At 36.5% G+C, this 18,874-nt stretch carries 16 protein-coding genes and 1 pseudogene; 6 read left to right on the forward strand and 11 right to left on the reverse strand.

All coding sequences use genetic code 11. The features are described 5' to 3' along the window. Nucleotides 1–20: 20 nt before the first annotated feature. The 11 genes and pseudogenes from JOC73_RS03365 to JOC73_RS03415 all read right to left on the reverse strand — a co-directional run bounded on the left by JOC73_RS03365 (nucleotide 21) and on the right by JOC73_RS03415 (nucleotide 9,988). A complete protein-coding gene (locus tag JOC73_RS03365) occupies nucleotides 21–2,981 on the reverse strand; it encodes an SIR2 family protein (RefSeq protein WP_204400451.1) in 2,961 nt (986 codons plus the stop codon). Between the two features lie 98 nt (nucleotides 2,982–3,079). Beyond that, nucleotides 3,080–3,766 carry a hypothetical protein gene (locus JOC73_RS03370; RefSeq protein WP_204400452.1) on the reverse strand — a complete coding sequence of 229 codons (687 nt, stop codon included), beginning with the start codon at nucleotides 3,764–3,766 and terminating at the stop codon, nucleotides 3,080–3,082. A gap of 15 nt (nucleotides 3,767–3,781) precedes the next feature. Further along, nucleotides 3,782–4,006 (reverse strand): helix-turn-helix domain-containing protein, encoded by a 225-nt coding sequence (locus JOC73_RS03375; protein ID WP_204400453.1) that lies wholly within the window; start codon nucleotides 4,004–4,006, stop codon nucleotides 3,782–3,784. Nucleotides 4,007–4,285: 279 nt separating this feature from the next. Then, nucleotides 4,286–5,110 (reverse strand): zinc ribbon domain-containing protein, encoded by an 825-nt coding sequence (locus JOC73_RS15550; protein WP_330613083.1) that lies wholly within the window; start codon nucleotides 5,108–5,110, stop codon nucleotides 4,286–4,288. 128 nt (nucleotides 5,111–5,238) lie between these two features. Beyond that, nucleotides 5,239–5,967, reverse strand: coding sequence for a hypothetical protein (locus JOC73_RS15380; protein WP_330613084.1), 729 nt, complete (start codon nucleotides 5,965–5,967; stop codon nucleotides 5,239–5,241). After that, on the reverse strand, nucleotides 5,964–6,284 hold the full coding sequence (locus JOC73_RS03390; RefSeq protein WP_330613085.1) for a DUF7768 domain-containing protein: 321 nt from the start codon (nucleotides 6,282–6,284) through the stop codon (nucleotides 5,964–5,966). The genes JOC73_RS15380 and JOC73_RS03390 overlap by 4 nt, the downstream gene beginning before the upstream one ends. Before the next feature lie 108 nt (nucleotides 6,285–6,392). After that, nucleotides 6,393–7,912: pseudogene (locus JOC73_RS03395) on the reverse strand (IS5 family transposase). Nucleotides 7,913–8,029: 117 nt separating this feature from the next. After that, entirely contained in the window at nucleotides 8,030–8,251 is a 222-nt protein-coding gene (locus JOC73_RS03400) for a hypothetical protein (RefSeq protein ID WP_204400454.1), read from the reverse strand. Between the two features lie 14 nt (nucleotides 8,252–8,265). Next, a complete protein-coding gene (locus JOC73_RS03405) occupies nucleotides 8,266–8,928 on the reverse strand; it encodes a Rha family transcriptional regulator (protein ID WP_204400455.1) in 663 nt (220 codons plus the stop codon). A gap of 64 nt (nucleotides 8,929–8,992) precedes the next feature. Further along, entirely contained in the window at nucleotides 8,993–9,541 is a 549-nt protein-coding gene (locus JOC73_RS03410) for an RNA polymerase sigma factor (RefSeq protein WP_204400456.1), read from the reverse strand. Between the two features lie 303 nt (nucleotides 9,542–9,844). After that, entirely contained in the window at nucleotides 9,845–9,988 is a 144-nt protein-coding gene (locus tag JOC73_RS03415) for a hypothetical protein (protein ID WP_204400457.1), read from the reverse strand. 359 nt (nucleotides 9,989–10,347) lie between these two features. Between JOC73_RS03415 and JOC73_RS03420 the strand changes: the two genes are divergently transcribed. The 6 genes from JOC73_RS03420 to JOC73_RS03445 are packed head-to-tail and all read left to right on the forward strand — an operon-like array spanning nucleotide 10,348 to nucleotide 18,649. After that, nucleotides 10,348–10,563 carry a helix-turn-helix domain-containing protein gene (locus JOC73_RS03420; protein WP_204400458.1) on the forward strand — a complete coding sequence of 72 codons (216 nt, stop codon included), beginning with the start codon at nucleotides 10,348–10,350 and terminating at the stop codon, nucleotides 10,561–10,563. A 27-nt stretch (nucleotides 10,564–10,590) separates the two neighbouring features. After that, the gene (locus JOC73_RS03425) at nucleotides 10,591–11,829 is read left to right on the forward strand and encodes an ABC-three component system protein (RefSeq protein ID WP_243427850.1); all 1,239 of its coding nucleotides are present in this window, start codon (nucleotides 10,591–10,593) and stop codon (nucleotides 11,827–11,829) included. Further along, nucleotides 11,813–12,046, forward strand: a complete 234-nt coding sequence (locus JOC73_RS03430; RefSeq protein ID WP_204400459.1) for an ABC-three component system middle component 7 — start codon at nucleotides 11,813–11,815, stop codon at nucleotides 12,044–12,046. The genes JOC73_RS03425 and JOC73_RS03430 overlap by 17 nt, the downstream gene beginning before the upstream one ends. Then, on the forward strand, nucleotides 12,030–13,667 hold the full coding sequence (locus JOC73_RS03435; protein WP_204400460.1) for a DUF2326 domain-containing protein: 1,638 nt from the start codon (nucleotides 12,030–12,032) through the stop codon (nucleotides 13,665–13,667). Before JOC73_RS03430 ends, JOC73_RS03435 begins: the two co-directional genes overlap by 17 nt. 20 nt (nucleotides 13,668–13,687) lie before the next feature. Further along, entirely contained in the window at nucleotides 13,688–16,141 is a 2,454-nt protein-coding gene (locus JOC73_RS03440; protein ID WP_204400461.1) for a site-specific DNA-methyltransferase, read from the forward strand. Continuing rightward, complete coding sequence (locus JOC73_RS03445; RefSeq protein WP_204400462.1) at nucleotides 16,142–18,649, forward strand: DEAD/DEAH box helicase; 2,508 nt, start codon at nucleotides 16,142–16,144, stop codon at nucleotides 18,647–18,649. Nucleotides 18,650–18,874 lie beyond the last annotated feature (225 nt).

Raw genomic sequence — 18,874 nt, forward strand, 5'->3', positions numbered from 1 at the left:
GAAAATATCCAAAATGACATCTAGACAAAGTGTTTTAACAGAATGCTAAGATACATGTGGTCTTTCGAATAAACTATACGCTCTTTAAGAATTTTCAATATATTATTACGCATATGTTTATTTTCAGATATCTTCATAAGCAACTCATCAGAATAGCGTTTGAGCCACACTGGATCAAACTTGGAATAGTCAAAGCAATTAGGATCAATAAACATATCGTATTCATCTACTACACCTTTGTATTCATTTAGTTCTTCGTTTTTCAGCTCTCCCATAAAAAACTGTGATGCAAATTCTACCAAATAATCCCCAGTTTTAAGTACAGTTACCCCTTTTTCTTTATTGCTGTTTATTTCAGATATTCTATCTGATACATAATCAACTACAAGCTCATCGTATTCTGCAATACTATTAATATCACCGGCATTTATGCCATCAATTACATCTTTTATATTCTTAATAGTTTTGTTTTCAAATAAATATTTCTTTGATTCCGCTGTTAGTATTCTTGATAATTTGTATACGTAATCTATTTCATTTCCTGATGATTTATTTATATTAACAGCATATTTTGATAGTCTCTCTGAAATATATTTAGGATAATAATGATGGATCAACAAAGAAAAGTTATGTGAAAAGAGATTATTTGATGTCATTTCAGAGTAATTTGAATCTTTGCGATTTTGAGCTTCTTTTAGTAGAAAGTTTTCAATTAATTGGACGGCATCTTCAGGTAAACTATTATTTTTAGTTAATCTCTCACACCACAAATATTTTTTTCCGTTATCAAGTTCTCTAAGTGGTATCAAGTAAAGGATTGCCTTTATCAACTTTGTTATGCACTGTGGAGATAATGATACATACTTTGCGAAGTAAACAGCTAATTTAATTTCATTAATAAAGGAACTATAAAAGAGAATATTCATCTGTAATGAATCACCTGTGTAATGAGCCTCAAGCTTAAGAATAAGTCTTGATAAGTATTCTTCAATTTTATCTTCTTCCTTGAATACTATCCTGCTAATATCACAAGCCCTTTCAATATATTTTATGTCATCTATATTAAAGGTTTTTGAAATAATCACAAAATCAAAATAATCAATATAAAAGCCTGAACGGTTAATTACTTCCAAGAATCCAAACCTATCTGTATCTCGGGTTAAATCATACTCCGCTTTTTCAAATTGTAATATTATGGCATTCTTAACGTATTTCTTAAATTCTCCAAAAGATATGCTTAATAAATGATTATCAAATAGGAATCTTATGGTTTCATAAACTCTTAACATTATTTCATTTTCTGACGTTAAGCCAAATGTTACAGAGCCTTTGCTCATTGAATCCTTAACTTTATTTGTTAATTCGAATAATTTAACAGTATCATCATATAAAAATTTATTGTCGCTTAAGAACTCCAAGATTTTATAGTCTTCTTGAAATTCATTAGGCATACTTAAAAATAAATCATTTAAATTAAAATTCTTTAATTCACTTTCTATCTGCTCTATAAACTGTTTAGAAAATGGTTGATAATGCCTTCCATATGTCAAAATACCAATTGTATCCAGATACCTCTTTGTTTGCTTTATTGATTGATATAAGTGATATCGATTAATTTGTGATAAAAAGTAAACCCATAGATTTTCACTCTTTATAGTGATAGAAATTATTTTTGTATATAAACTATACGCTTCTTCCAACTTTCCCATACTCGCTAAGTAAAAAGCTTTCTTGTAAAGGAATTCAACATCATCATTTTCTGAATCAATTGATTGTTCAACTTCATCGAAGTTTGCATCAAAAATAGGGTTTGTTACCTTATTAATTATGCTAATACTTTTTGATTCAGTTTTATTAGCCATTCCAAATATATTATTTTTTGAGAAAAATTCTAAAATAGCATTATATTTCTCACATGTGTTTTCATCAATCTCTTCATTAGATTTGATCTGTATGCTATAAAACCTTTCCAGATAGCCTTCGCCAGTTGAACTATTACTTGTAATTAGTCCATCTACATTAAAGAAATAATCATTATCAAAAACATATTTCAATTCAGTTTTCCTTATACTTTTTAAAGTAAACAAAGGTTGAACCTGTTGATAAAATAACTCAATAATTTCACTATCTTCCATCCTTACAGTGTTATTTCTATAATCAACTAAAACATCCATAACAGCATTGTAGCGTTCTAAATATTCATCACCTTCCGATTTTTTCAAAGATGCTGAATCAATTATTCTTAATCCCTTATTCTTAAAATACTTTGCATCGCTTTCTTTGATAGGTTCTTGATCAGTCCGAATGAAGAAAGGTTTATTATATCCATCTTTTTGTAATTGTTTTACCCAGTTGAGCAATAAATTTATATTGTAGTCTCCTAATCCATAACCAATAAATACTATTGTATGAGTTGCCATTATTGTCTTCATCAAATTACTTATTAAAGGATAGTTTTGGTCATAGCTCATATAATCGCTTTCCTTTAAAACCACATTATCAGCGTTAAAACCACGACTAAAATCCCCATGTACTTTTACCAAGTATCGGGATGAAGTAGCTCCAGAAACGTCCTTTTCAGCACTAATTTTTGTGTAATACTTTCCTCTTTGCCAACATGTCTTTTCTAATAGATCATCATAATTTGTCGTTATTATATGCGCTGGATTCAAAGATAATATTTTATAATGGATTGAATTTGGTATCTTTTCTACATCAAATACTTCTCTTAATATTTCATCATACTTATTCTTTTTGTTTTCTTCCAATACATCGTAGAAAATTTGCGGTATTCGTAAGTAATCATCTGATGTTAATACTCCTTCTCGATCTTTTCCATACAGTCTTTTATAGAACACATCAACCAGTTCTGCCCATCTCGGATAACCAGACAAAGAAGAGAGCCCAGCTCCTACGAAAAACACTAATTTACCATGTCTTGAAGCTTTATTTATTTCATTTATGTATTGACTTATACTCATAAATACACCACCCTATATTAATAAAATTCAAGTTGCTCATCCAATAAAGTTTTCATGCAATTTGTCCCCAACGGTGAACCTCTTTCACCGAATAAAATCTAATCATCCTCGTCTTCCTCCCCAGCATCGTCAATTCCAAATAACATCTGGAACTTATCGAAATTATAAGGGTATGAATTATCACCATTGAATCTTACTGGCCTGTGGCCATTGTTATATTCAAATTCCAACTCCCATTGGGTACCACCATCGCACACGACGTATCCGAAACGCTCAGTTGAATATCGTCTGCGCCATTCACCAATGTGAATATCCGTAAGCGCGTCGATAAAAGTGTCTTTTGTGAAGGGCTCTTCGTTATACTCATCCCATAAAGAGAGTGGTTCTTCATCTTCCCATAATTTTGTATAGGCTTTCAAACCATCTGTTAGTTCTACAACATAACTGCGATAGCCACCAAAGTAGCCCCCAATACTAAAAGTAATTCTACTGATGGCATCTATATTCGCATCAAAGTCTGCAGTCTTTTGTTCTGATTTTGATAAGGTATAAGTTCCACCAGCTTCGGCAAAGGCTTGTCTGGCTCTGTCCAGGTTTTCACGAGTCCAGTGAAGTCGTGAATCTTCACTTGGATGCTCGATTTCTTTAGTGCCATATTCCGGGCTTTCCATTATATTTTTCAGGCGGCCTATTTCTTGCTTAAGTCCCCGAATCGCGGTCATTATCTGTTCTTTGGTTTTTCCTTTAAGATACTGTTCATAATAACTTTCTGGACTAATCATCATGTTAGGCCACCTCCTTTACTCATTTCCTGTCTTTATTTCATTGCCATCAGGCAAAATGAATACCTGCTCAAACTTAATATCCAACGCATCAGCTATCGCTTTCAATTCATCCAAGGTTACAGTTTCACGTTTCAATTTTTTATAAAAGTTCTGTGGAGTCTGACCAATACGTCTGGCAAGTTCCGCCACACTTATATTCATTTGTTCACACAGTTGTTTGATCATATCTGCCGTAGTCATACAGCACCTCCATATTCTACTATACTATATTATAAACCATTTGGTTGATATGCACAATAAATTTACCAATATTCTTATAATTTCATAACCAGAATAAAACCCACAACTCTACCCTAGAGTCATGGGCTATTTCAATCCGTTTTCATACTTCAATTTCAATGCCAGATTTAAATCTTACCACAAAGTGGTCTTCGTACACGGTGACGTTTTGTATGAGCTTCCTTACAAGCGTATCGTCGTATAGTAGAGTGCGATATTTATTCTTGCGGATAATTTCTATCAGTTCGTTGACCGCTCATTCTCACCACTTAAGGATGCATCTTCCACAAGAAGGCTCTGTCGCTCCTCACTGAGCTTGTCAATCTCATCGGCTAAGAATTCGTAATCCTTTCCCTTGTTGGCGAGGTTGATTACTTCTTTCTGCTTATCTTCAAGCAAGGTGTTTATCTCTGAAATTTTGTACTCTGTGGTGTCGCCAATTACTGCATGGTTGTTTTCTTCCAAGGTTCTTATCATGTTGTCCCCACCTGCAAGGAGCTTGTTTATTGCCGTCATAACCGCATCATATAAATCACCTTCTTTTACAGTTCGGTTCCTGCAGACTTCGGGACCTTGCTCGATTCTTGTGACACATCGCCAAACAAACTCTTTTCTACCGTGAACATTCCAATAGACCCGTCTGTAAATATCCCCGCATTCCCCGCAAAAGGTTCTTAAGGGCAGCATTATCCGAGTCATTCCAACCGCCTTCATTTGATCCCAAGGCAGACCATTTCTGGCATCGATTCCATCACGGTGCTTATTAAAAGCAATGGATTCAAGCTCCTTATCATTACGGATGATAAGGACAATATTATCGAGGGTATCCTTAATCTTGCCCTGTTTATCAAGTTCAAGAGCTGTCTGCCATGTATCATCCGTAAAATCATCCGTTGCCTGCTCCATACGCTCTTTAGCAAATTGCCCCTTCACTTCATCATCTTTAATGGCAAATTCACACATATTGATAAAAGATGGCAATTTACTTGGTGGAGTATTCTCTGATGCTCTATCATCCAAATTGCCAAACTTATGAATACGAACAAGGTCAAATGCATTCAGCAACCTCCCACTTGCTGGATCTGTTGCATGATGGGAGTATGCAAATTTATCATCATAGAGTATGACCCCAGCACTTGAATCGGCTGGTATATAATCATACCGACCTACCATTGCTGAAGGCTCATAGACATTTACCAAAATTTGTCAATTGCATCACTTACAGAGTAAGTACGGCAAAAAGTGCCAATCACACCTTCCTTAGAAAGTGGATCAGCTTGTTCTGTTAATGAACGTTCTATCACCTCAGATTGCCTGGAAGATACCGGCCAAGTACTTGTGTCTCGCCAGTCATCGTATTTATTTAGAAACTCATCCGGATCAAGGAGGGAGACATCTTTTTCTTCATATACAAATACACCGTTTCTTGAAGTAGATGGCCAATACATCAATCTTTCCGGCTCATAGGTCGTGTCATCAAAAAGGTCAATGCCGATTTCCTTTGCTACCATACGGCTGACCGCAGCATATTCTTCTTCTCCCACATCACGAGAAAGAGGAATAATTAGTCTAAGCCTTGGATTTTCTGGAGTATGCTTATGGGTAGAATAGATGCAGCACTGGTAAGGGAAGAAGGTACAGATTTCTTCCCAAATACCACTTGTTCCATAATCCATATCAAGAGTCAGCATGGACCGCGACAGCACATTTCCTTTTTTACGTCTGCCATCTTTTAAGTGGCCACCAACAAAGCCGCCCACATCCTTGATGGAATCTTGCCCGCCTTTTCTCATTTTCCGGTATTCTTCAACAGTTTCAGTAGTACGCTGTGTGGTCTTAACACGGGAACAGAAATCTCCCCAGCTAATATCGCTGTTTTTCCATTTTTTATCCATTCGGCCATTGCAGTATGTTATCTTCATAAAGCCTCTACCTCCTCAAAATCCTTATTGAAATATCTGACCGGTTGTCTACGTTTCTTTGCCTTTTCAATTTCAATACTCATGCCTTTTGAGATAACATCACCGAGTACCCATATTTCTTGACATTTGCCCATAAGGATGATGTCCATGAAAATAGCAAGATTACGTTCCTTCTCATTACTATCATCCATGAATGGGAATAGAAGGTGTGGGGTCAGTGGGATACATCCACGATTGAAAGTGAACTCTGTAAACTGAGTGGCTTTTAATACATTTTCCTTAACAGCCCCACGAAAAGGAGCACATATATAAACCAAAGGACGGAAGGCAGGTTTTGACGCTGCCTTTTCCTTTTTTACAATATTAGTTAGTGCTTCATGGGGAGTAGGGTCATAGTATCCTTCAGCATTGAATTTATTTAGGGCTTACTGAACAGAAAGCAATAAGCTCTTCTCCATTTGCTCTCCAAATATTCTTTGATTTTCATAGGAAATATATCCTAATATGAGATTCAAACAATATTTTAGAGCGCAAGAAAGCTTAGCAAGCTTGTCTAAGTTCATTACGAGAAATTGTAAAGCTATTGTGGCCTCACTTGTATCGCTACGCTTTGACATAAAACGATTTAAGCCGTATCTACGTTTAGCTACGCCATAACTAGCTTCGACTTCATTGCGTTTTGATGAGTCTGATTGAGCTATCTTTTTTTCATTGATTGAGATGTTTTTGGAAGCTCTACCTAGCTTTGGACCAGATACACGGATACCAAGATTCTTTAAATATCTAAGTTATCTCTATTTCTGAAAATTGCATCAACTATGACAGCTTCCGGATAGTAACCAAACTCTTCTGCATAAGCTTCTACTGCTGCTTGTAGATAAATGCCCTCATTGAAATTATCCCAACTCATTTTAAAAATGACGCTGTATCCGTTGATAACACCTGTCAACAGCTTGCAACCAAATTCTACTGCAGAACCTGCTTTGCCGCGAACTATTGGTCTTACATGGGGTTGGGATATACTAACAATTCGATTTTCTACACTTTTGATACCTTCATCGAACATCTTCTGCTGTTGGATATATAGTTCTCTGATTGTTGAAAGTTCTGTGATTTCTCTAGATGAAAGTAAGTTCAAGCGCTCAGGGCTTTCATGTAAGTAAGCATCAATAAATTCGAGGTCTTTCTTGACATACTTCAACTGCTTCCTCAATGCTTGCTTCAATTTATTTTTTGGTTTTCTACGTAACTTCTCTACTGATAAGAAATCCTTTCTTGCTACTTTTTTATTTGTAAGTGGTTTTCTCAACGTTCCTATATCTGGCACATGCAACTTATCGATCATTACTTCAAGTTTTTCTCTTGCTTTGTTCAACAAAGATAAATCTGTAGGATACTTGATATCACTTGGGGCAAAGGTTGCATCCAAAATAAGAGTACCTTGTCTAGGTTTATCTTCTGGAGCTTCATCTGTATTGTTTGATTCTATTGGTGGTTCATCTCCATCATTGTCATCGTCGGAATCTTGCTCCCGTTTTGCAGCTTCATATGCAATTCGATTATTTTCTTCTATCAGGATTACTGGACCTAGTCGTTTTCTAAAATGTGTAATCAATGAAGCATCAACAGGTTTCTTTCCCTCTTTTAAATCGACATCTATAAAGTATTGCAAATACTTATTTTCTGATATTTGTAGTACGGTTTCTTCATCTGAAATATTTAACTTTGTTTTAATGATCAAAGTCCCCAAGGCTACACGAACTGTAAAAGCCTCTTGACCTAAGACATTACTTTTAAAGCAGTCGATATGTTTTTCTTCAAACTCCCACCAAGGAATTAAATCAGCTAATTTTACCCATCTGTTTTCAGGATCTAGTCGAAATGAGACTCTTTGAAATATTTCGACCTCACCAAATCTCAATTGACCTACTGAATTCTTATACATAGCTCCTCCAAAGTGTACGGTTTTTTACTGTTTTCAGCACTTTCCTATACACTTATTATACTACAAAATGACCTATAATTCAGTATTTTCAATACTTTTAATTGTATTAAGTAAGCCCTATTTATGTTCATCACAGCTACCTCCGGCTCTAATCTTTTTACTACATTCGCTACAACATATTGCAGTACCAAATAAATCACTTTCACCATCACCTAGGATGTCTGCAATATCCACCATTACTTCAACACCACACATTGGGCAATGGCAAAATACATTCTCATCTGTTGTTTCAATGGATATCCCCATGGAATCATTCACTCTTTCTTTCACATAAAACATAGTTGTAGCCCTCCTTAATTATTTTCTATTTTGGTTTTGTACCATTCCAAGTAACGCTTGCGCTGCCCATAATCTGGAACAGCTACTAACAAACCAACATCTACTTTTTGCAATGTGTCTAGCATCGTAATCTGCTCATTAGATAAGTAAGGTCGAATGCTTTTTCCTTTTTCAATTCCATTTGCTAATCTAAACTGCTTTGCCGTCATTCCAATAACGATGCGATTTAACATATCGCATTCATTACTGAAGTGATATGGCTTTGGTTTTTCATGAAGTAACCTAATGTTGTCTGTCAGTAAAGGGAACTCCTTACGAGCCGAAACAAGAGTTTTAATGAACTGCTCCATTTCATAAAAGCGTTTGATGTATAACTCTTTGAACTTCATTGCTTTCTGCCCTGTATATCCCATAACTAACATAGTGAATCCATCACGAGTCATGGCATAAGCCTTTTGCTTTCTGTTCCAACCATCCGTGTATGAGGTCGGCTCAAAATTGAGCTGAGCAAATTCTGTGCTTAACCCAGATTTGGGGTCAGTGATTTTAGCAATGTCACGCAGAACATTTTTATGTTCCTTCTCAAAGAACTCTGCTACAAACAAACTATCCACTCTTGCCATATCTTTGGTGTCGGCAAACACACCATATTGGTCTTTAGGTATTAATTCTCTCATCAGAATTACCTCCTTAAATTTTTATGGAGGTCTTGACCTCCTACCTGGTAGCCTTGGGAGAAGGTCAAATCTGACGGTTTTTATATTCTTGTTCCAATTTTTTTGTTGCTCGTTTTAACTTCTGAGTAATGTTGTTTTCATCAGCACCTATGGAGCTGGCATATTCGCGGATTGACATACCGTCTATGCGAACTGCGATAAACATATCCGCCCAATCTTCTTTTTTACCGAGTACCTTGCGTATCCATTTACAAACATCCTCGTGCTCGTATTGGTTAGAACGCTCTATTTCTTGAGAGTTATCTGCAAATGTATCCATAACATCTGTTTCATCTTCAGCCTGATCATCTTTACGATATGGAATCTTCGGATTGCCAAGATGCCTATGATAGCGGCGCCAGTGGTTGTATTCTTTGGAATTCATTAGGTCTAACATTTCCTGTAAAGTCTTACAACGCTGTACTTCTGCTTTCTTTTCGGGCTTTGCCTCTGCAAGACGCTGCTCGTAATCAATGTCCAGCATAACGCTGTAATCTCCATCTGGAATTTCAATTGTGGTGTAGTTCTTGTGACCATTTTTGATGTTGTCTTCATATAAAACTCGAATCTTCATAAAGTATTCCTTTCCGTCCTGGCATTGGGCGGCGGAATACAAAAAGAGCCTGTGATGAAGATGACCACAGACTCCGCTTGTCCTAAAAAAGGGCACACGAAATTACGGTGGGTGCATCTTCATTCCAAACACAGTCTTTATCACTGTGTTCTGAACTCTTATGCATCCCGCCGTCCGTATGCGCACTAGGACTTTGAGATTTATTTTGGTTGAGCGATAAATGCTCTTTACTGATTACTACCTTTGAGGAAGATAGGCAGGCTGATTATTCAAATCTGTCTCTGCCTATCGACTAAATAAAAACTACTTCTTCTTGCTAGGTCTAGTTTGACTTAAAGCACTGCCAGCAACTGATTTAGAATTTTTGCTGTAACGTCCGTCGTTGAGAATTTTACTTGCCTTTGAAGCAACTCTCTTGGATGTTTGGCGTGTATTACGTTTTGCCATTTCTTTTCCCTCCTTCCTTTTCTTCGATATGCCTTTATTGAAAATCGGTCATATTGTATTTTTCATAGTTGGTAAGCTATCAGACTTTTCCGTTTACAGATGTCTTTCCTAGAAATCAGCTTGTCTTACCATCTATTTAATTTTAATAGCTGGAGTTCCTAAAATCCTCAGCTGATACTCCTCTGACACTCCGCTGAGACTCCGCAAATATTTACTTATCCTCAAAACAACATAAAACTAAGTATTTATAAAGTTCTAGTAAGTGTTTTTAAATATTTGATTGTAATTCGCTTAGTAAATTGCTACAATAGTAAAGACACGTCTTGGTTACCATCCAATTGTGCTTGGAGGCGATTTAAATGGCTTTTAGTTATAACAAATTATGGAAGCTCTTAATTGATGAAAAAATGATGAAAAAAGATTTAATGGCGAAAACAAATTTAACGTCGACTACGTTAGCAAAAATGAGCAAAGATTTGCCAGTAAGTATGGATGTGCTAGGAAGAATATGTAAAGCTCTTAATGTCAACATTGGCGACATTGTCGATTTCGTGGACGATGATACTTCCAACTAATTAGATCTATTGAGAGGAGACGCATGTATGAAAAAGCTATGCTTTGGTACTTTGGCAACAATTTTAAAAAATTGCAAAACTAAGAGCATTACACAAAAGTGGTTGTGCGGTATCATGCTGCTTTCTGTTGCGTCTACTTATGATGTTCGTAGCGATGATGGAACTACTTCAGACTTAGTAAAGGGCAAGAAAAATCTTTCACGTATTGTAACTGATGCTGCTTTATCAGCCGACCCTCAGAATGTTTCAGAGTTCTTTAAGCAGAATATCCTTCAAATGTTGGACAGCAACAAAAGGTGCTTAATCGTTCTTGCCCTGAAAGACATCATTGCATCAGATAATGCAATTGAACCTGACACAATCATTGAAAAAGTTAACGGTATGACGAAAGAAACCATATCGAGACGGAATGCATTTGTCTTGGAAGATTTTCTCGCTGGAATATTTCTTTACACTGTTCAAAATGTTGAAAACCGCAATTGTGAAGATAGCGTAAAGGAAGTTACTGATGAGTACATACAGTCCTTTAATGATGAAAAAGACAAGATAAGTTTCATTTCAAAATATAGTAATTTCTCTTATGAAACAGCAAACGAAATATCAATTAACACTCGCGCTTTAGTTCTCTTAACTGAAACGGGGGGCAAATGTCAAAGATGCAGTAAAGTTTTAGGCATAAAAAAAGAAGGCAGCGATGTTAACTATGCTAAGATCGTCCGCCTTTCTGAAACTGATGAAGTTGTTCTTTGTGTTGACTGTGAACGGGAAATACAAAATGTCTCTGAGGAAGAAAAAATAGCTCTAATATCTGAAAAGCATGATTTAGAAACTCTTGTAGTCGCGAGAGAAGCGACATCAAGATATACAATAGAAAAACAAATTGAACAGGTGCTCCGTGAAGTCGATTTGATGGATGTTACAGATGGCACTCAACTAAAAATCCAGCCTGTGAAAGTTGAGAAAAAAATCGTTGAGAAACGTTTGAAAGAAAGGGTGCTTTTTGATGTTCGGCAGTTGTATCAAGGAGTTAACGATGCGCTAGATCGGTTGGCAGGAGAAAACAAGCTAAACGTCGATAAGTTTGCAAAAAGCGTCAAACGAATGTACGAAGATGCAAATGAATCACAATTATCCCAAAGTGCTATTTATAATCTACTTGTTGAGACATTATTCGAAAAAACCGGGCGAAAATATAGAGAAGCATGTGAGATCATAATCTCCTACTTCGTACAAAGGTGTGAGGTGTTCGATGAGATTACCAAATAAAGTAACACCCTATGCAAAAAGCATTATTGCTCTTTTTCCTGACATTCTTGAGGAATTGTCACAGCAGGATATGTCACCTAAAGAGCTATTCGAAAAAACCAAGTCAAGAAAATATGACATGGCTGATTTTCTAAGTGCATTAGATTGCTTATTTGCATTAGGAAAACTTGAATTAATTGAGGAAGGGAGGCTACTTCGCTATGTTGAAAGAGATTAAATGCGATAAGTTTGCTCCAGACCATCATACTATTTATTTCAATTCAGGCCTGAATACGGTTCTAGGAAGTACAGGTGGAAGCAATGCGATTGGAAAATCTACATTTCTATGGATTATAGATTATGTATTCGGCGGTGAAAGCTATTGCTCCCTGACTGGAGATATAAAGAAAGAAATAGGCTCTCATACAATTTACTTCAAATTTGAGTTTGATGGTCAACCATACTATTTTTATAGAAGCACTGATGATCCTAAAAATGTTTATCAAAGTGACAAAGAGCATCATTTTATAGCAAAATTGTCACTTGAAGATTACCGAAGGTTTTTATTTCAGGAATATAAAATAAGCCTTCCTGCTCTTTCGTTTTCAGATATTACAGAGCGTTTTTTCCGTATTTACGGGCGCGAGAACACTCTTGAAAAATATCCATTGTTAGTGAAGCCTCGTGAACAAGATGAAAAGGCTGTAGATTTTCTACTAAAACTTTTCGGGCATTACAAAATTCTTATATCCATCAAAAGTATGGAAGAAGAACTTGGAATTAAAGCTTCACAACTAAAAAATCGTCAGCGTCATAGAGTTGACATTGAAAAGATCGAAAGTAATAAAAAGGCAATTGAATCATTAAAAAAGAGGCTTCAAAAGCTGATGAAAAACAGTGAGGAAGCTCAATTGGCAATATTTGGTTTTGATACACAAACATTCGAAAGGATATCAGCAGTTCAAAGAGATTTGAATAGTTTTATTCGCAAACGCAATCGCCTGCAATCAGAACTCAATGCTATCTTGAGCAATATCCTTGATAGCAAGACCAATACCGAAAGTGAATTTAATTCCTTAGCTAATTTCTTTCCCAACGCTAATATAAAAGCATTTGCAGAGATAGAACATTTTCATGTAAGAATTAGAGAAATTTTAGGTGAAGAAATGGATCAGGAAATAAACCGACTGCAACCACTGATCCAAGAGTACGATAAGGAAATAAATCGTCTAAATAGGAAAATTGAAGAGTCTGGCATAGCAAAGGAAATGTCTGAGAGAGTGCTTTCCCAGTGCATCAATGTATCTAAGAGCATTGATAGGCTTGAAGAAGAGACATCAGAGTTGGTTCATCAAAAAGAATTACAAGATGCTCGAGCTGAAGCAGAGCAAAAATTAGAAAAGCTACTGTTGCAACAATCTGAAAAAATAGGTGAGATTCAAGACGATATTAATTCTAGGATGGAATTAATTAATAGGGTAGTAACTGAAAAGCAAGAAACTGCTCCCCTTCTATATATCTCTCCTCAAAAAGATATTATTTTTGAGACTCCTGGCAACACAAGTGAAGGAACTGCCTTCAAAAGTCTAGTTGTTTATGATTTAAGTATTCTTGAATTACGTCCAGTTCCTGCTATCATCCACGACTCAAACATTCTCAAACGTATTGAGGATGTTCACTTGGAACATTTATTGGAACGTTATCAGTCTACCAAACGCCAAGTTTTTATTGCATTTGATAAAGCTGATTCTACAACCGAGAATGCACATAGAATTTTAGAAGAAACTGCAATATTACGTTTATCTGACGGAAATGAACTTTTTGGTCGTTCGTGGAGTAAGTACGAATCGAACGATTAAATAAAGGAGGATTTTAAAAAATGGCTGCAATTGATGATTTATTGCGTCAAATTCCGGACACTTCCTTGCGTAACCGCTTGGAACAGGAATTTACACGTATTTCAAAAAATAAAAAATTTGGACTTGTATTTGAGGACCATATCCCAGAATGTACTCCTCTTTACGACGTTCCTATCAAACGCGGTTCGACAGTTGCGTTAAAAACTGGTCACATTAATGATGTATATACAGTAATAAAATTAGAGAGTAATTCTGCAATTTGCCGTAACAAAACAACAGGAGATATATTGAACTCCCCGCTTATGGAGTTAGTTTCAGTTGCTCAGTTTGGAGAACCGATATTTCCTACTCTTCAGCCAATTGATTCTGTAGAAAATGCTCCTGATAATGATTCATGGCATTCAATCATTGAAGCAGATAATTACCATGCCCTTCAGTTACTGGAATATCTCTACCCTAAGAAGGTCGATTGTATTTATATTGATCCACCATACAACACAGGTGCACGGGATTGGAAATACAATAATGATTACGTAGATTCTAGTGATAACTGGCGCCATAGCAAATGGCTTTCAATGATGCAAAAAAGATTAAAAATCGCTAGAAGAATATTAAACCCTGATACAGGTATATTGATTGTTACTATCGATGAACACGAAGTTCATCATCTTCGCACTTTACTTGAGGAGCTTTTCCCTGAAGCTCATATTCAAATGGTAACCGACGTAATTAATTATAAGGGCGTATCACAAGGACATTTCGCTCGAGTTGAAGAGTATATCATTTATGTTTTTATGCCACTGGCGAATATTTCAAGTTGGTTCGATAGAATGCTTGGAGAAAACGATGCTTTTTCAAAAAAGGTAACATGGGCATCTTTGCTTAGACGAGGCAGTGATTCATATAGGCAAGATTCACCTAATTTATACTATCCAATATTAATTGATGAAGAAAATAACCGGGTTGTCAAGGCTGGGGATGTTTTACCATTAGGAGAACATCCTGATTACGATGCTACTATAGATGGATATAAAGCCGCATGGCCCGTTCGAACTGATTTATCGGAAGGCCGATGGTCAATGAGCAATGACACTTTAAATAAGATGATAGAGCTTGGATATGTTTCTGTTGGGAAATTCGATGCTAAGCGAAAAACATGGCCTATTAAATATTTGTTTAAAAAACAACGCGAACAGATCGAACGTGGAGAGATAATCATAACTGGACGCAACAATGTTACTGGAGCCGTTGAGGTGGAATATGCTGGTGAGACAAATCAACTCGTTCGGACCGTTTGGTACCGAAACTCTCATAATGCAGGAACATATGGAACTGACATGATTACAAGTATACTCAATAAGCCTAATACATTTTCTTTCCCTAAATCACTTTATGCGGTCCATGATGCGCTTGGTGTGGTAATTAAAGATAACCCTAATGCTCTCATTGTTGATTTCTTTGCTGGAAGTGGTACGACTCTCCACGCTGTTAATCTTTTGAATGCTGAAGACAGCGGTCACAGGCGATGCATAATAGTTACCAACAATGAAGTTTCAGTTGATGAGGCTCGAAATTTACAAAGAAGCGGCTATCAGCCAGGTGATCCTGATTGGGAAAAACAAGGAATTTGCCGAGCAGTAACTTGGCCGAGGACAAAATATAGCATCCTTGGCAAGCGTGACGATGGTACAATTTTGACAGGTGATTACATTACAACCCTGACTGAAACAAAGGAAGTTGAACGTTCATTCTATCAACTTAGCTTTGCTGAAGACTTTGAAGTTCTAACGAAAACTACCAAAAAGCAGCTTGTTTCTTTGCTTCGCAGCAAAGAAGGAAAAACACAACTACCACAAACGTTGGTAAAGTCGTATAGTAAATTCATTGTTTCTGATAAACATACAGCATCGATTCTTTTTGATGCAAATGCTGTTGATGAATGGTTGGATGCTCTGGAAGGCCAAGACCACATCATAGACTTTTACATTATTGAAAAAGAAGCCGCAGTATTCAAGATCATTAAATCGAAGGTTTCAGACTTGCTCGGCCTCATAAATTTAACATCACAAATTAAGCGTCCAATGAACGAAGGCTTTCCTGCCAATGCAGAATACTTCAAACTAGATTTCCTAGATAAAAATAGTGTTTCATTAGGACACCAGTTTAGCGAAATATTGCCGTTATTATGGCTTAAGTCTGGTGCAATTGGAAAAAGACCTGAAATAAATAATAATGAAGTGCCAGACATGCTAATTTTACCTCAAAATGGTTTTGCTATCCTGGTTGATGAGACAAAATTTGCTGAGTTTACCGAAAAGCTCTCTGAAGAAAATAACATCCAAGTGGTGTACTTCGTTACTAACTCCGAGGAAGCTTTCCGTGAAATGACAGCTGGAGTAAAAATAAATAACACACACCAACTTTATCGTGATTATATCGATAACTTTGTGTTGGGAAGCAGGAGGGATTCATAAATGAGAGATATATTATTTCCTTTTCAGGAAACGGCCCTTACAGAGCTACACGACAAAATCAATAAAGCACACTTAATGTGGAGTGAACGTGACCCACAGATTATATCCTTTTCCGCTCCCACAGGTTCAGGAAAAACCATTATTATGACAACACTCTTTGAAGATTTATTATATGGTAGTGCCGACAGCATTGGAGATCCAGATTCCGTTTTTATTTGGCTCTCAGATTCACCCGAACTCAATGAACAAACTAGACTGAAGATCGAAAGTAAGTCGGACAAAATCCGTGTTCGAGATCTGGTAACTATTGATTCAACCTTTAATGCTGAATATTTTGAAGGTGGCTGCATTTACTTTTTAAATACTCAGAAACTTGGTTCTGATAAACTGCTTACAGGAACTTCAGATATACGACAATATTCAATATGGGAAACACTTACTAATACTGCGAAGCGTAGTCCTAAAAAGTTTTATGTAGTTATTGATGAGGCTCATAGAGGCACCTATACATCTGTTCAAGCTGAAAACAAGGCACAATCTATAATGCAAAAATTTATTAAAGGCAGTAAAGAAGACGGACTTTGCATTATGCCTTTAGTAATCGGTGTAACAGCAACACCACAGAGGTTTGATAATTTGATTGCTGGAACAACATCAACGGTCCAGAAAGTCATCGTCCCACCCGAGCAAGTGCGCGAATCCGGCCTCTTGAAAGATAGAATTATCATACACTATCCTGATATTCAATTAAGTGCCAATATGACAATGTTCAAAGGAGCAGTAGAAAATTGGCGAAAGAAATGTGTTCATTGGAAATCCTATTGTGAGAGTGAAGACGAGAAAATGGTAAATCCTATTCTTGTTATTCAGGTTGAGGATGGCAATGAGCGCGAAGCAACTCATACAGACTTAGGAACTTGTATTGATTTATTAGAAGAGTCTATAGGACGAAAATTACAACCTGGAGAGGTTGTTCATACATTTAATGACCGCGGTACACTTAAAGTGCGCGACATTGAAATACAACAAATAGAAGCATCTAGAATAAATGACGAAGAAAACGTAATGGTTGTATTCTTTAAAATGAACCTCTCTACAGGATGGGACTGTCCACGTGCCGAAACAATGATGTCATTCAGGAGTGCACAGGATTATACTTACATTGCTCAATTATTAGGGAGAGTTATTCGTACTCCTTTAGCTAGAAGGATTTCTTCAGATGCTGAACTTAACAGCGTCAGCTTATTCCTTCCATACTTTGATGAAAAAACGGTTGAAAATGTTGTCAAGGCTCTACGTGATAGTGAAGCTATTATGCCAACTGAAACTGGGACCAACAAAGAACTTGTAACATTAGGGAGAAACTTGGCTTATACAGACGTATTTGATGCGATGGATAATCTTATCACTTACAGGATAGATTCAACTCGTAAGCAAGCACCTTTAAAATTATTGATACAGATTTCTCGTGCTCTAACTATGGATGGTATCGATTTAGAATCTCAGAAGACTGTAAAAAACGCAGTGTTATTAAAAATGCAGGAAGAATTCACAAAGCTCAAAGAAAGTGGTCTTTTTGAAAACCGAGTAGCTGCAATCACTGGCTTTTCGCTTGGAACGCTGACATTTGACTATGGTGACAACGCCTATTCTTTTGATGAGTCCTCACAGACTATGACAGTGTCAGATTTTGATATTTCCCGTCATTTTGAGCAGTCCGGAAAGATTTTAGGTGAAGGGTTGCACAAAGAATACTGGATTAAGAATAGTAGTAGAGATCATATTGATGTAAAAGTTGAAATCATAGTTCTTACAAACGATACAGATGCAATGGAAAGAATAAATGATTTGGCTGAGAAAGAGTTTATCAAACTGTATGAACATAACAAACGCTCTATTGCAAAATTGAATGAAGCACGTAAGACATTTTATGAAAGATTAATCAACGCTTCAGTACAACCCATTTCTGTTCCATGGGTAATGCCAGATTCAATCGATTTTTATCTGCCAGAAGATAGTGTAAAGTTTGAACAACACCTCTACTGTAATGAAGATGGTACATTCCAAACAAAACTAAATAAATGGGAAAGTGGATTGCTTGATGAAGAGCTTAAAAATGGAGCTATCTGCTGGTTGCGTAACCTTGATCGTAAAAAGTGGTCCCTTGAAATTCCATATGAAGTTAACGGTGTCACCACTTCCATGTTCCCAGATTTGGTAGTAGTAAGAGTTGATACAGACGGTTACATTTTTGATATTCTTGAACCACATGACCCTAGTCGTAAAGACAATTACCCTAAAGCAGTTGGTTTAGCAAAGTTTGCAGAAAAACACTGGGATAAATTTGGTAGGATTCAGCTCATTAGGCTAAAAAAAGGTGTTGATGGTCGCGAGCATTTCTATCGACTTGATATGGAAAAAACAACTATTAGAAACAAGGTTAGGGGTATTACGTCAAATGAAGAGCTTGATAGAATTTTCGATGAGGATGCAGTGAGAGAGGATTAATCTCTTCATATATCATGTCAGCCTCACATCATTGATTTCATAGTAGTTTATAAGTCCCCGCGAAAAAAATAAGGGTTTCCTGGTATTAGCATCATGGTAAAACAATCGAACTAACGATGCAATGTCAGGAGCCCTTTATTTTATTATTATCATTCTTAGGAGAGTTACTTCGAACTCTTGTCACCAACGACACCTATGCTGATTTCGTTAGTCATCTTGTCAACT

This window comes from Alkaliphilus hydrothermalis, assembly GCF_016908555.1.
In the GTDB taxonomy this organism is placed as follows: domain Bacteria; phylum Bacillota; class Clostridia; order Peptostreptococcales; family Natronincolaceae; genus Alkaliphilus; species Alkaliphilus hydrothermalis.